The 15,594-nt window shown below is 39.9% G+C and carries 8 protein-coding genes; 7 read left to right on the top strand and 1 reads right to left on the bottom strand.

The window, feature by feature from the left end; genetic code table 11:
- The first annotated feature begins 32 nt into the window (after positions 1 to 32).
- The 6 genes from ACSZOX_RS04560 to bglX all read left to right on the top strand — a co-directional run bounded on the left by ACSZOX_RS04560 (position 33) and on the right by bglX (position 11,787).
- Positions 33 to 3,185, top strand: coding sequence for a SusC/RagA family TonB-linked outer membrane protein (locus ACSZOX_RS04560; protein WP_437918628.1), 3,153 nt, complete (start codon positions 33 to 35; stop codon positions 3,183 to 3,185).
- Between the two features lie 18 nt (positions 3,186 to 3,203).
- Positions 3,204 to 4,628, top strand: coding sequence for a RagB/SusD family nutrient uptake outer membrane protein (locus ACSZOX_RS04555; protein ID WP_437918627.1), 1,425 nt, complete (start codon positions 3,204 to 3,206; stop codon positions 4,626 to 4,628).
- Positions 4,629 to 4,692: 64 nt separating this feature from the next.
- The gene (locus ACSZOX_RS04550) at positions 4,693 to 6,327 is read left to right on the top strand and encodes a glucoamylase family protein (protein WP_437918626.1); all 1,635 of its coding nucleotides are present in this window, start codon (positions 4,693 to 4,695) and stop codon (positions 6,325 to 6,327) included.
- Positions 6,328 to 6,330: 3 nt separating this feature from the next.
- On the top strand, positions 6,331 to 7,710 hold the full coding sequence (locus ACSZOX_RS04545) for a glucoamylase family protein (RefSeq protein ID WP_437918625.1): 1,380 nt from the start codon (positions 6,331 to 6,333) through the stop codon (positions 7,708 to 7,710).
- Between the two features lie 5 nt (positions 7,711 to 7,715).
- On the top strand, positions 7,716 to 9,461 hold the full coding sequence (locus ACSZOX_RS04540) for a family 43 glycosylhydrolase (protein WP_437918624.1): 1,746 nt from the start codon (positions 7,716 to 7,718) through the stop codon (positions 9,459 to 9,461).
- A 43-nt stretch (positions 9,462 to 9,504) separates the two neighbouring features.
- The gene (gene bglX, locus ACSZOX_RS04535; RefSeq protein WP_437918623.1) at positions 9,505 to 11,787 is read left to right on the top strand and encodes a beta-glucosidase BglX; all 2,283 of its coding nucleotides are present in this window, start codon (positions 9,505 to 9,507) and stop codon (positions 11,785 to 11,787) included.
- Positions 11,788 to 11,929: 142 nt separating this feature from the next.
- Here the strand turns inward: bglX and ACSZOX_RS04530 are convergent, their stop codons facing one another.
- A complete protein-coding gene (locus ACSZOX_RS04530) occupies positions 11,930 to 12,757 on the bottom strand; it encodes an aldo/keto reductase (protein ID WP_437918622.1) in 828 nt (275 codons plus the stop codon).
- Between the two features lie 138 nt (positions 12,758 to 12,895).
- Here ACSZOX_RS04530 and ACSZOX_RS04525 point away from each other — a divergent pair, with 138 nt between their 5' ends.
- The gene (locus ACSZOX_RS04525) at positions 12,896 to 15,568 is read left to right on the top strand and encodes a DNA gyrase/topoisomerase IV subunit A (RefSeq protein ID WP_437918621.1); all 2,673 of its coding nucleotides are present in this window, start codon (positions 12,896 to 12,898) and stop codon (positions 15,566 to 15,568) included.
- The last annotated feature ends 26 nt before the right edge of the window (positions 15,569 to 15,594 follow it).

Genomic DNA, 15,594 nt, shown 5'->3' with positions numbered 1-15,594 from the left:
TAATACAAAGTAATACTAAACAAACTAGTCCTATGAGGAAGTTATTTACACTCTTATTGTTCTTAACCTCTACCCTCTTCTATGGGTATGCGCAGGTTAAAACTGTCACCGGCACAGTCAAAGACAGCGAATCGCTTTTTGTACTTCCCGGCGTGACTGTCATCTCTAGCAGCGGGCAAAATGCGCAGACCGACGCGACGGGAAAGTTCTCACTTCAGGCGAATTCGAGCGATTCCCTAACTTTCCGTTTTATCGGTTATACTGCCCAAACAATCGTTGTTGGAAGCCAAACCAATTTGAACGTCCTACTGATGAATGAAGACCGCTCCTTAGAAGAGGTTGTGGTAATTGGTTACGGTACGCAAAAAAAGGCTGATTTAACGGGAGCTATCTCTTCAGTAAAAGCTGACGAAATCGCAAAACAACCGGCGATGTCTGCCATGCAATCTGTTCAAGGTAAGGTTTCTGGCTTAAATATCGTCGCCTCGGAAGCACCTGGAACCGCTCCAAATGTTATTATTCGCGGTATGGGTACGGCATTGGGGGGAAGGGCTCCATTATATGTTGTAGATGGTATGCCCGTCATGAATATAAATAATATTAACCCTACAGACATCGAATCTATGGACATATTAAAAGATGCTTCATCGGCGTCTATCTATGGACTACGTGCAGCTAACGGCGTTATTATTATCACCACAAAAAAAGGGAAAGCGGGCACTTTTAAAATCAATTATGAAAATTTTTCTGGTATCAAGAATGTTTTAAACCGTGTTAAAATGGCGAATGGCCAACAATACGCACAGTATGTTAACGAAAACCTAGAAACAATTGGCGCAAATTACAGTATCAACGAAAGTGGACAACCGTATGAAACAGATTGGTATGATGAATTATTGCAAACAGGATCTGTTTTTAACAATACTATAAATCTTTCTGGCGGATCAGAGCGTGTTGATTATTTCTTAAGTGCAAATAATTATACGGAAAACGGTGTTTTGGAAGGTTCTAAATTCAAAAGAAACACCGTTCGTAATAACAATACCTACAAATTTTTAGAGGGGAAATTAAAATTCAACCAAACCTTAAATCTAACTGTTACAGAAAATACGCCAAAACCTTTCAGTGCATTTAACTCTGCCTACAGACAATCGCCTTTGGTACCGGTGATGTATCCTAACGGACGCTATGGAACACCGTTCATAAATAAAACCACCGGTGTTGTAACCTATGAAGGAGCGTCTGGCGATGAAATCGGTGCATTAAATTCTATCGGCAATCCAGTATACGAAGCAGCACGCTATAATGAACTACAAAAAAGTACTATTTTACAAGGAGGATTTGAAGGTGAATATAAAATTACCGATTTCTTAAAATTCACCTCGCGCGTGGGAGCAACTAAGTATTTTTACAAAGGCAGAACCTTTACAGATATTCGTGATGCCTGGTTGAATGCAGACCCAACACGAACTGAGGCTCAGTTTAATGATTTCAAAACAAACAACCCAACATCAACAACCTATGCAAATAACTCTTTAAATGTAAGTCAAAACGAGACCTTACGCTGGGTTTGGGAAAATTTCTTAAACTTCCAAAAGAGCTTTGGTAAACATAATGTTGAGGCTACTTTGGGTATGTCTCGAGAAAAATTTAACATCGGAAATAGTTTTTCTGCATTAGGATATGATGTGCCTTCCAAGGAACAGTATTGGAATGTTAATTTAGCAAATAGCTCTAACATAGATTACGCAAAAACAGTAGAACAAACTTATTTTACAGAAAATGCTTTAGCTTCTTATTTCGGTCGAGTTCAATATAACTACGACAGCAGATACTATTTAACTGCTACAATGAGAAGAGACGGATCTAGTGCATTCAAATCAAGCGGTAAATTTTGGGATACTTTCCCATCTTTTGGTGCCGGTTGGACGATAAGTAATGAAAAATTCATTCAAGATGCAGAATGGCTTAACTTTTTAAAAATCCGCGGAAATTGGGGAATTTTAGGTAATCAAGATGTACCTTTAAATACATCACAAATTCTTACGTCTCCCAGTTCATCGACCTATAATTATGTATTTGGTCCAAATCAAGCACTAGTTTATGGTGCTGCTTTTGGAACTCCAGCAGCAAATATTGGCTGGGAAAAAACACAAGAAACTGGTTTCGGTATGGATTTCACGATTTTGAACAACCAACTATCGGGATCTGTTGACTATTACCACAAATTAAATACAAATGCTATCCTAAATGTTACTCCAACTTTAAATTCAGCAAATGCTCAAAACTTCTTCGATCACGGTGCAAAAGTTTTAAATCAGGGTATTGAGGCTATGTTGACCTGGAACAAAAGGGTGAATGATGATTTTAATTATTCTGTTGGTGTCAACTATTCTTACAATAAAAATAAAGTTACAGAAGTTAAGGCTGCATATGATGGTGCAACAGGCGGAAGCTTATCCAATGGCCAGATTACGAAACAACTACGCGTTGGACAACCACTGTATGGTTGGTGGATGTGGGAAACTGAAGGCGTATGGCAAAGCCAAGAAGAAATAGCAAATACAGAAAATGCAAAATATGGCACGCCACTACCTGGTCATTTACGTTACAAAGATCAAAATGATGATGGTGTGATTGATAACCGTGATAAAGTTTTTCTAGGTTCCTACATACCGACTTCAACTTACGGAATTAATCTTGGTATGAATTACAAAGCTTTTGATTTTTCTGTTTATGGTTATGGTGTTTGGGGGAACAAAATCTACAATGCACTTAAAGGGACACGTATTGATGGTGGAGAGAACATTACTGCCGAAACATTCAACCAACGTTGGACTGGTGCGGGATCGACAAACGAACACCCAGGCGCAGCAAGAGACTCTTATGCGTCTAGCTATTACCTAGAGTCTGGTGCTTATTTCCGCATCAATAACATCACACTGGGCTATACATTCGATAAACTGTATTCACCAACTTCTAAATTACGCATCTATTTATCAGCACAGAACCCATTTATGTTCACCAAATACTCTGGCTTTTCTCCAGAAATATCAGGAATTTCAGAGAATGCCAATGCTGCTGATCGTCAAGACGTTGGCGGACCTTCGGGCACATCGGGAATTGAGCTATCAGCCTATCCAACAACGAGAAACTTTTTGTTCGGACTTAACTTACAATTTTAACGACCAAACGATATTATCATGAAATTCAAAACTCTAAATATAGCATTACTAGTTGCAGCTGGCTTTTTAATGCAGGGCTGCACGAAAGACTTTCTTGACGTCAAGTCACAGGAAGTTGTTGAGGCAGGCGATTCCGAAGAAGTCTTTGAGCCGGAGGCTTTGGTCAACGGTGTATACGGAATGTTTACGGATTGGAATTATGCCTTCTCTTTCTTAGGTATCACTGAAATTCTATCGGACAACGCTGATAAAGGAAGTTCGGCTACAGATACAGGTGGAGACAAAGATATCTTAGATAACCTGACGTACACCGCTACCGCCGGTTCTTTCGCAGCTTTGTGGGAACACTGGTACAAATCCATAGGAAGAGCAACGCAAGCGATCGAATACACAGAAAGCTACGGTCTAACGGATGAGGCTTATAAAAACAGATTGATCGGCGAAGCGCGTTTTTTACGTGCTCTTAATTACTTTTACCTAGTTAGAGGCTGGGGAGATATTCCTTTGCAACATATTGATTTAATTGAAAGAAAGCCTACTACTGAGGTATATGCTTTCATCGAAGAAGATTTACTTTTTGCGATTGAACACCTGCCACTAAAATCGGCCTACGCATCCAAAGATCTGGGTCGTGCAACCAAAGGTGCAGCACAAGGTTTATTGGCAAAAGTATACTTGTATCAAAGCAAATGGCAAGAAGCTGCTACTATGGCACAGAATGTCTTAAACTCAGGCGAATACGGATTAGAGGCAGACTACGCAACTATTTGGCGTGCTTCTACAGAGAACGGCACGGAATCATTATTTGAATTCCAAGCACGTGGCGAAACCATTGCACATGGTATACAACAGTATTCACAAACACAAGGAGCTCGTGGTACTTCGGGATGGGGATGGGGATTCAACGTACCCTCTCAAAACTTACTTAGTGCATTTGAAAATGAAGGGGATGATGTTCGTAAAAATGCAACGATCATTTTCCGTGGTGAGATAATGTATGATGGTCGTGAGGTGAGCAGTGCTGTAGAGAACCCTATGTACAACGAGAAAGCATATTCTTCAGCAAATGCAGGTGCAGATGACACAGACAAAAATCTACGATACCTAAGACTGGGTGAAATCTACCTTATACTAGCAGAAGCACAAAATGAATTAGGCAATTCAAGTGCCGCCTTACAGAATCTAAACATCGTTCGTGAACGTGTCGATTTGCCTGATGCATCAACAACAGATCAAACCCTTTTAAGACAAGCGATTTGGAAAGAAAGACGCCTTGAACTGGCTTTTGAACACGATAGATGGTTCGATTTGGTTCGTACAAAACAAGCTGCCACCGCTATGGCTGCCGCTGGCAAATCATTCCAAGACAAACACTATTTATTCCCAATCCCAGATAATCAACTTATTCAGACACCTGAAATGGTTCAAAACACGGGTTGGTAACACTAAACAACGAAAGGCCCCCGCAATGAGTTTCATTGCGGGAGGTTTTTTTCCTTTTTCTACTATGAATAGATTTATATTTAGCTTAGTAGCTATCTTCATGCTCACTGCATGCAAAAAAGAGACTGATTCTGAAAATACCGGAACGACCTCTTTCAAACTATCGCAAATCCAGGTCGATAATATCACTTTTTCTGGCACAGTTAAGAACGTCAGCTTAAGTCCAAACTTTCTTATCAGCTTTGAAAAAGCTGTAAGTGAGCAAAGTATTAATAGTTATGTCGAGATATTTTCGACAAGTAACATCAAAGTCGCTTTAAAAGCAACTTTATCGACAGATAAAAAGTCCGTCACCATACAAACGTCAACAGATTTAACTCCGTTTACGACTTATTCTCTCATCGTGAGAAGCTCCCTCCTCGCCGAGGACGGAAATAAAATAGACAAAGAGTATAGTTACCTCTTTACCACTGGGATAGACAATAACGACAAGTTTGAACGCATAAGTACTGACGAACTTCTCACTAAAATACAACAGCAAACCTTTAAATATTTTTGGGATATAGCCCACCCTAGCTACGGAATGATCCGTGAACGCGATGGTTCCGGTGAAACCGTCACTACTGGGGGAACAGGATTTGGTATCATGGCCATTCTCGTAGGAATTGAACGTGGATTTATTACGAGAGAGCAAGGTTTAGAAAGAACGAAAAAAATTGTGTCCTTTTTTAAATTGGCCGACCGATACCACGGTGCATTTTCCCATTGGTATAATGGCAGTACGGGAAAAACACAGCCATTCAGCGACAAAGATAATGGTGCAGATCTTGTCGAAACATCCCTCCTATTTCAGGGACTCATCACCGCGAAATCCTTCTTTAACGACACAGAACTCAGTAATGATATCACAGGCCTCTACAATGCCGTTGAATGGAATTTCTTTAAAAATGAACAACAGGTTTTATTCTGGCACTGGAGTCCAGATTACAACTGGGATATGAATCTTAAGATTACGGGTTGGAACGAAGCATTAATTACTTATGTACTGGCTGCTGGTTCATCAACTTATGGGATAGACCTAGCCGATTACGAACAAGGATGGGCAGCGAACGGCGCCATAAAAAACGGAGCGAGTTATTATAGCATACAACTTCCATTGGGTACCGCCAATGGCGGACCGTTATTCTTGTCACAATACAGTTTTCTAGGCTTGAATCCTACAGGTTTGCAGGATCAATACGCCTCCTATGAGCAACAAGTCAAGAATCACACATTAATAAATCGTGCTTACTGTATTGCAAATCCGCAGAACTTTGCTGGGTATAGTGCGGATTGCTGGGGACTAACTGCTAGCGACGATATAAATGGTTACATGGCACATTCGCCATCAAACGATAATGGTGTCATTTCTCCGACAGCAGCACTTAGTGCTATCCCATACACCCCTGAAGAATCTCTTCAAGCCATGGAATTTTTCTACTATAAGCTTGGTGACAAAATTTGGGGGGAATATGGTTTCAAAGATGCATTTTCAATCCATGAGCCGTGGTTCGCAACGAGCTATTTAGCTATAGACCAAGGCCCTATTATCATAGGAATAGAAAACTATCGCACAGGACTACTGTGGAAATATTTCATGCAGAGCACTGAGGTAAAAAATGCCTTGCAAAAGCTAAAATTCACTTCTCCTAATATTTAATTGATGAAACTTACTTATTTGACAATTACAGCCCTTATCGGCTTATATACGACAAGCTGCTCCTCTCCTACAGGAAAAGATAAAGATAGCACAACGCAGCAAGATACTTCTGAGGCCAACAGCTATGATAACGATAGTCTACTCAACCTCGTACAAAAGCAAACCTTTCAATACTTTTGGGACGGAGCTGAGCCTAATTCTGGCCTTTCACGCGAACGTATTCATTTAGATGGTGACTATCCTCAAAATGATCAAAATGTGGTCACAATTGGCGGAAGTGGATTTGGCTTAATGTCTATTTTGATTGGTATTCACAACAATTATATCACGAAAGATGAAGGCCGTGCTCATATAAAACGTTCATTAAATTTCTTAGACAGTGTAGATCGATTTAAAGGTGCCTGGTCGCACTGGTATTTTGGAGACACGGGTAAAGCGAAAGCATTTAGCCAAAATGATGACGGAGGCGACATTGTAGAAACGGCATTCATGGCGGAAGCCTTGATTTGTATTCGGGAATTCTATAAGGATGGAACTGAAATGGATAAAGAGATCGCTGCAAAAGCAGACACGTTATGGCGAGGAATTGATTGGAATTTCTACCGCAATGGCAAGGATTTATTATACTGGCATTGGAGCCCGAAGCATGGCTGGGGAATGAACCATGCTATTCAAGGCTTTGATGAATGTATGATTGCATATATCATGGCAGCTTCTTCGCCTACCTATCCTATCCCAGCCTCTACCTACCACAAAGGATGGGCACGTAGCGGTGCAATTAAGTCAACCACTGAAAAATATGGCATTCCGACCATACTAAAGCATAACGCAAAAGAAGGAGAAATTGGACCTTTATTCTGGGCTCATTATTCTTTTTTGGGTTTAAATCCGAAAGGGTTATCGGATCAATATGCGAACTACGAAGACGTCGTGACCAATCACACTAAAATTAACATAGCATATGCAAACGCGAATCCCAAAAATTTTAAAGGATACGGTGCAAACAAAGGCTGGGGTTGGACAGCTAGCTATTCTACGAACGGCTATAATGCCCATCATCCAGACAACGATCCTACAGGTGTAATATCACCGACTGCAGCACTTTCATCTATGCCTTATACTCCAAAAGAGAGCCTACAGTTTATGCACTATTTGAAAGATAGTATTGGTGATAAAATTTTCGGAAAATATGGATTCTACGATGCTTATAGTGAATCAGAGAACTGGTTTCCGCAACGTTATCTTGCGATAGACCAAGGACCTATTGTTGTCATGATTCAAAATTACAAAGATGCTTTCATCTGGAATTTATTTATGCAAGCTCCCGATGTACAAGAAGGATTAAAAAAATTAGGTTTTTCAAGTCGCTATATTAAAGAATAAAAAGTATGCGCTATATTCTTATTACTGCGTTGATTTTTTTGGTTAAAATGAGCTTTTCCCAATCGAAAAGCAATGTTAAGACCTATTGCAATCCTATTAATATAGATTATGGCTATACCCCTATTCCTACTTTCTCCGAATGGGGACGTCACCGTACAACAGCAGACCCTGTAATAGTTAACTATAAGAATGACTACTACCTGTTTAGCACAAATCAATGGGGTTATTGGTGGAGCCCAAATATGCATGATTGGACTTTTAATGCTAAAAAATTCCTGCGACCTTGGAATGGCGATGTCTATGATGAGCTGTGCGCGCCGGCTGTAGGTGTATTGGGTGATACCATGTTGGTATTTGGAAGTACTTATACCGATAAGTTCAGCATATGGATGAGCACCGACCCGAAAGCAAATGAATGGAAACCTTTGGTCGATAGTTTCGAAATTGGCGGTTGGGATCCCGATTTTTTCACGGATACAGACGGCCGCTTTTATATGTACAATGGAAGTAGTAACAAGTTTCCGCTGTATGGAATTGAACTTGACCGAAAAACCATGAAACCGAAGGGTACACGGAAAGAACTACTCTATCTGGAAGACTGGCGATATGGATGGCAACGTTTTGGAGAATATAACGACAACACCTTCTTAGACCCTTTTCTTGAAGGAGCGCATATGACTAAACACAACAACAAATATTATTTTCAGTTTGCTGGTCCAGGAACAGAGTTTAGCGGTTACGCAGACGGAGTTGCAATAGGTGAAACCCCACTAGGTCCTTTCGAAAAACAATCTGACCCATTGAGCTACAAACCAGGGGGATTTGCGAGAGGTGCAGGACATGGATCTACATTCAAAGATAAACGTGGTCAATACTGGCATGTCTCGACTATTGTGTTAGGTGTAAAAAACAATTTTGAAAGACGACTAGGCATTTGGCCAACTTATTTTGACAAAGATGATGTGATGTACACAAACACTGCATTCGGTGATTATCCGCATTACTTGCCCGACACAGAACATCCTGGACAATTTACAGGTTGGATGCTCTTGAATTACAAAAAGCCCGTCACCGTTTCCTCTACTTTAGGGAGTTTTTCACCAAATAACGCGGTGGACGAGAGTATGAAAACATATTGGAGCGCGACTAGCGCTGCACCTGGTGAATGGATTACAACAGATCTTGGATCAATCTCTACAGTTCATGCGATTCAGATAAACTATGCAGATCAAGATGTTGATAATAGCTTTCTAGGAAAAATCAATAATATTTTCCATCAATATAAATTATATACTTCCATTGATGGAAAAAAGTGGAATATATTAGTCAACAAAAGCGAAAATAAAACCGACGTTCCCCACGAATATGTAGAATTAAAACAGGCTGTTCAGGCGAGATTTATCAAATTAGAAAATATACACATGCCATCTGGCAAATTTGCAATAAGTGGACTCCGTGTTTTTGGCTATGGAAGAGGAAATCGTCCACATCCGGTGAAGCAATTCACGATTATGCGTACAGAAAAGGACAAACGGAGCGCTTGGATAAAATGGAACCCTGTATCCGATGCATATGCCTATAATATATATACAGGAATAGCTCCCGACAAACTATACAATTGCGTCATCGTGCACGATGCCAATGATTATTATTACAAAGCGATGGACAGCCAAAAAGCCTATTATTTTACGATTGAAGCTATAAATGAAAACGGTATATCTACTCGATTTCCTATTGTAAAGGTCGACTAGTAGATGAACATTAAATACATGCCTTAAGAAACAAATGATGAATATGAAGAAGATAGCAATATGGATGCTGAGTGTCGCAACGACCTGCAGCGTGAGTGTCAATGCCCAGAACAACACGAAAATGGATGACTTCATTTCGGGGTTAATGAGCAAAATGACCGTCGACGAAAAGATTGGTCAATTAAATTTAGTAACAGGGGGTGAAGCAGTAACTGGTTCGGCTGTGTCTACCGGAGTAGAGACAAAAATTAAAGAGGGTAACATTGGTGGAATCTTCAGCATGTCTTCGCCAAAGAAAATTCGTGCGGCACAAGAGCTGGCGGTTAAACACTCACGATTGGGAATTCCGATTATTTTTGGAATGGACGTCATTCATGGTTATAAAACACTGTTTCCCATACCCTTAGGACTTGCTGCCACATGGGATATGAATCTTATTCGTGAATCCGCTCGTATTGCCGCTGTAGAAGCAACAGCAGATGGACTAAATTGGACATTCTCCCCTATGGTTGACATCTCGCGAGATCCACGTTGGGGGCGCATTTCCGAAGGTAGCGGTGAAGATACTTACTTAAGCTCCAAAATTGCTGCCGAAATGGTCAAAGGCTATCAAGGGAATGACCTCGCTGCAAACAATACACTTATGGCGTGTGTAAAACATTTTGCACTTTATGGCGCTGCCGAATCTGGGAGAGATTACAATACAACAGATATGAGTTTACACCGCATGTATAATGAGTATCTCCCCCCTTATAAAGCAGCAATAGATGCGGGAGCAGGAACAGTTATGGCTTCTTTCAATGATATCAATGGTGTGCCAGCGACTGCAAACAAGTGGTTAATGACTGATCTACTCCGAAATCAATGGGGATTTAAAGGTATGGTCGTTACAGATTATACAGGAATAAATGAACTCGTCGATCATGGATTAGGAGATTTACAGACTGTATCTGCACTAGCATTAAAAGCTGGTATCCATATGGATATGGTTGGAGAAGGCTTCCTCACAACGTTAAAAAAATCTTTGGATGAAGGAGAAGTAACGCAAACGGAAATCGATGAAGCTTGCCGATTGATACTTGTTGCAAAATATAAGCTCGGTTTATTTGAAGATCCGTATCGTTATTGCGATGAAAAACGTGCTCAGCATAATATTTTAACAAAAGCTCATTTAGAGAAATCCCGTGAAATTGCTGCTAAATCCTTTGTTCTACTAAAGAATGCAAATCAGACTTTACCTTTGAAAAAGAGTGGTACAGTGGCACTTGTTGGCCCGCTTGCAAATACAGGAGCGAACATGCCAGGTACATGGAGTGTTAGTGCCGATCTGGCTAACACCCCTAGTCTATTAGAGGGCATGCGTGCAGCGTTAGGTAATAAGGTAAAAATTGTACATCACTTAGGTGCAAACTTGATGTCCGACGCCCAATACCAAGAACGTGCCACTATGTTTGGTCGTACAATTACTCGTGACGAGAGATCCGAAGACGAAATTATCGCAGAAGCTGTGAAGACAGCGAATACAGCCGATGTCATTGTTGCTGCACTCGGCGAATCTTCAGAAATGAGCGGCGAAAGCTCTAGCCGTACAAGTCTAGATATTCCAGATACACAAAAACGCTTGCTTGAAGCTTTATTAAAAACAGGAAAACCTGTCGTTTTAGTTTTATTTGCTGGCCGTCCATTGACTTTAACTTGGGAAAATGAACATGTACCAGCTATATTGAATGTTTGGTTTGGAGGAACAGAAACGGGAAAAGCAGTAGCCGATGTTTTGTTTGGAGATGTAAATCCATCAGGAAAACTTCCAGCTACATTTCCTCAGAATGTAGGGCAGATTCCACTTTATTATGGGGCAAAAACAACAGGTCGGCCTCTTGCGGAGGGCGCATGGTTCCAAAAGTTCCGTTCCAACTATATTGATGTTAGTAATGAACCGCTTTATCCATTTGGGTATGGATTAAGCTACAGTTCATTTGCATATGGAGATATCCTATTGAGTAAAAACACAATGACTGCAGCAGATAAAATTACCGCAACTGTGCAAGTAAAAAACACAGGTAATTACGATGGCGAAGATGTTGTTCAACTTTATTTACGTGACGTTTATGCTTCTGTGACCCGTCCAATAAAAGAACTCAAAGGATTTCAAAAGGTATTTCTAAAAAAAGGAGAAGTTCGTAACATCAGCTTCGAGATAAGTATAGAAGATCTCAAATTTTATGATAACAGTCTTCAATTTGTTGCAGAACCCGGAGATTTCAAATTGTATGTTGGACCAAATTCAAGGGATGTCAAAGAAACTCAATTTACGTTGTTGAAGTAGCAACATAAATTAGGTGGGTTAGTTTGTGGCCGCTCTTATCCTCGAGAGCGGCTTTTTTGTTGAATGAGAAAACTAAAAACCGCCATATACCTCTCAGCATATGGCGGTTTAAGGATATTTCGATCTATTAGATCATTTTAACTTAAAATGTTATTTCATCTGGATTAAGTCCAGAAAACCCATTTAACGGCATTGATTTAATAGTATCCACATCCTCACTGCGAATGACAAATCGCTCAAAATGTAAGTTATTATGTATATTAACTGGATTTGTCGATTTAGGCAGTACAACTAAATTCTCCTGTAAAGCAAATTGTATACAAAGTGAAGCCACACTGACACCATAAAAAGCGGCTAAACCACGCAAGGTTTCGTCTTCCAAAAGACGACCGGAACCTATAGGACTCCATGCTTCAACAACAATATTGTGTTCCGTACAGAAGTCTACCGTATCCCCTTGTAAATACCCCGGATGAAACTCGATCTGATTAACCATAGGCTTAACATTCTCAATTTCTAGGATATCTTTAACATGATGTTTTAAAAAATTACTAAGCCCTATTGCTCTAACCTTACCTTTTGCATATAGCTCTTCAAGCGCTCGCCAGGTATCTGCATTTTCTTGCTTAGCATTTTCTCTATTTTCATTTGCAGGCCAATGAATCAAGTAAAGATCCAAATAATCTGTCTGTAAACGTTCCAAAGACTCTTCAAATGCTTTAAGTGTTGCCTCATAACCTCGATCGCTGTTCCACACTTTAGACGTAATAAATAAAGATGAACGATCGACACCATTTGAACGAATTGCATTCCCGATTTCCTTCTCGTTGCCGTAAATTGCCGCCGTATCAATATGTACATATCCAGCCTTAAGGGCCAACTCAATCACGGCTTCAACATTCTCAGTCAATTGCCAAGTTCCAAAACCTATGGAAGGTATCTCTACACCGTTATAAAGTTTCTTTACCATATTTATTTTTTAAGGCTTAAAACTAGGCTATTTTGTAGGTATCGCCAATTATAAACTAGAAAAATGACTGAATTTTGTTATTTTTACCTGCTTTCACAGCAACATACTGTATCGAAACAAAGCTATTTTTGTCGTCCAATGAGCGAAGAAACAAACTTTCCTGAAGAAAATCAGGACCCAAATTTACCAGGTCAAGAACACGATTCTAATGTCACTACGATTCCGCTTTCGGGATTATATGAAAATTGGTTTCTCGACTACGCTTCATATGTTATTTTAGATAGAGCGGTACCGCATATAAATGATGGTTTTAAGCCTGTACAACGTCGAATTCTTCATTCCTTGAAAGAGATGGATGACGGTAGATACAATAAGGCGGCAAACGTCATAGGTAATACGATGAAATATCACCCGCACGGTGATGCATCAATAGGCGATGCCATGGTGCAATTGGGGCAAAAAAATATACTTATTGATTGTCAAGGGAACTGGGGGGATCCTATCACTGGAGATTCAGCAGCAGCGCCACGTTATATTGAAGGAAGACTTTCAAAATTTGCCAATGAAGTTGTATTTAACCCAGATACCACAGAATGGCAATTAAGTTATGATGGGAGAAATAAGGAACCCGTCACATTACCTGTTAAATTTCCATTGTTATTAGCACAAGGCGCTGAGGGTATCGCAGTCGGTTTAGCGACGAAGATTATGCCGCACAACTTTATCGAACTTATTGACGGTTCCATACAAGTTTTAAAAGGGGAACGCCCGAATATTGTACCTGACTTTCCTACAGGAGGCTTGGCAGATATCTCTAATTATAATGAGGGCCGCAGAGGAGGCAAAATCCGGGTGCGCGCAAAAATCGAAGAACGCGACAAAAAAACACTGGCAATCACAGAGATACCTTATGGTACAACAACCGGAGGCCTAATTGAAAGTGTTGTCACAGCAAATGAAAAAGGGAAAATAAAAATAAAGAAAATAGAAGATAACACCGCAAAGGATGTTGAAATCATCGTACATCTCGCTTCGGGAATATCACCTGATGTGACCATCGATGCATTGTATGCATTTACCGCCTGTGAAACATCTATCTCTCCCAATACCTGTGTTATTATAGATAATAAGCCACACTTTCTCAGTGTGAATGATATTTTAATTGAAAACACAAATCAAACGAGAGCACTGTTAAAGCAAGAGTTGGAAATTAAGCTTCATGAACTTCAAGAAAAAATTTTCTTTAGCTCCTTGTTAAAGATATTCATTCAGGAAGGCATGTATAAACACCCTCAATATGAAAATGCTGGTGATTTCGAAACTGTGGTGATCGTGTTGAATGGTTTATTTGCTCCGTTCTTCCACCTTTTCTATCGCCAAATTCAGGCTGAGGACTACAAGCGCCTGATTGATAAACCAATGAGCAGTATTACTCGATTTGACGTTTCGAAAGCCGACGAACAAATGAAAGCCTTGGAAGAGGATATACAAGTCGTCAAAAAGAATTTGCAATCTTTAACGGAATATACGATCAATTGGTTTGAGCATCTTCGTAGCAAATATGCTAAAGGCAGAGAACGTAAAACAGAACTTCGTATTTTTGATAAAGTAGAGGCATCTCAGGTAGCATTAGCCAATGCAAAATTATACGTCAACCGAGAAGAAGGTTTTATAGGTACCGGCATGCGAAAAGATGAATTCGTTTCCGAATGTTCAGATATCGACGATGTCATTGTTTTTCGTTCCGATGGCAAGTATTCTGTCACGAAAGTACAAGATAAAGTGTTTGTAGGAAAGGGCATTATCCATATTGCCGTTTTCAAAAAAGGAGACGAACGCACCATTTATAACGCGGTTTATAGTGATGGTTCTACTGGAACAAGCTATGTCAAACGATTTGCCGTAACAGGAGTAACTCGGGACAAAGAGTATGACATATCGAAAGGAAGTAAAGGTTCAAAATTGTTGTATTTCACGGCCAATCCAAATGGCGAAGCAGAAGTTATCAATATCCAATTAAAACCGCATTCTAAGTTGCGTAAGCTAACTTTTGATCAAGATTTTGCAGAAATTGCGATCAAAGGCCGCGGGTCACAAGGAAATATCGTATCCAAATTTCCAATTAAAAAGATCACGTTTAAAAATGCTGGTGTATCGACACTATCAGGTCGGAAGATCTGGTTCGATGAAGTTCTTCGTCGTCTAAATGCAGATGAAAGAGGACGTTTTTTAGGCGAGTTTGATGGTGATGATAAAATATTACTCGTATATCAGGATGGATCTTTTGAGTTTTCTAGCTTCAACTTGAGCAATCATTTTGACAGCAGCTTTTTACGTATGGAAAAATATCATCCAGACCATGTGTATACGGCAATACACCAAGATGGAAAGTCTGGTGCATATTACGTCAAGCGATTTAAGTTTGATGAGCAGCCGTTGGGAAAAAGAATATCTTTTATCAACGATACTCCGGGGTCTAAACTCGTCATTTTAACTAATGGAGAGTCTCCTATCGTAAAAATGAATCTTCTAAAAGGGAAAACACAAACTCCTGAAACGGTAGAACAACCTTTAGACGAGTTGATTGATTTAAAGGGAATAAAAGCACAAGGAAATAGATTGTCTTTCCATACGGTAAAAGACATACTATTATTGACAGAAGAAATAGATCTCGCTAAAAAACAAGATAAAATAGTAGATGACGAATCTCTTCCATCCGAAGAGAAAACAGAAACAGATGTGATATTGCCCCCGCCATCTTCAGATCAAGAAAATGACCTAGATGATAGTTCACAAGGGTCTCTATTTTAGGGCAGTTTAGATCTTTAAATAATATC

It is taken from the genome of Sphingobacterium sp. LRF_L2, assembly GCF_965644235.1.
In the GTDB taxonomy this organism is placed as follows: domain Bacteria; phylum Bacteroidota; class Bacteroidia; order Sphingobacteriales; family Sphingobacteriaceae; genus Sphingobacterium.
The sequence above is the reverse complement of the archived record's forward strand: the minus strand, read 5'-3'. Positions and strand labels throughout refer to the sequence as shown.

Bases quoted from the DNA above. Each gene is read 5' to 3' on its own strand.
- ACSZOX_RS04560 (WP_437918628.1), top strand. From the start codon at position 33: ATGAGGAAGTTATTTACACTCTTATTGTTCTTAACCTCTACCCTCTTC.
- ACSZOX_RS04555 (WP_437918627.1), top strand. From the start codon at position 3,204: ATGAAATTCAAAACTCTAAATATAGCATTACTAGTTGCAGCTGGCTTT.
- ACSZOX_RS04550 (WP_437918626.1), top strand. From the start codon at position 4,693: ATGAATAGATTTATATTTAGCTTAGTAGCTATCTTCATGCTCACTGCA.
- ACSZOX_RS04545 (WP_437918625.1), top strand. From the start codon at position 6,331: ATGAAACTTACTTATTTGACAATTACAGCCCTTATCGGCTTATATACG.
- ACSZOX_RS04540 (WP_437918624.1), top strand. From the start codon at position 7,716: ATGCGCTATATTCTTATTACTGCGTTGATTTTTTTGGTTAAAATGAGC.
- bglX (WP_437918623.1), top strand. From the start codon at position 9,505: ATGAAGAAGATAGCAATATGGATGCTGAGTGTCGCAACGACCTGCAGC.
- ACSZOX_RS04530 (WP_437918622.1), bottom strand. From the start codon at position 12,757: ATGGTAAAGAAACTTTATAACGGTGTAGAGATACCTTCCATAGGTTTT.
- ACSZOX_RS04525 (WP_437918621.1), top strand. From the start codon at position 12,896: ATGAGCGAAGAAACAAACTTTCCTGAAGAAAATCAGGACCCAAATTTA.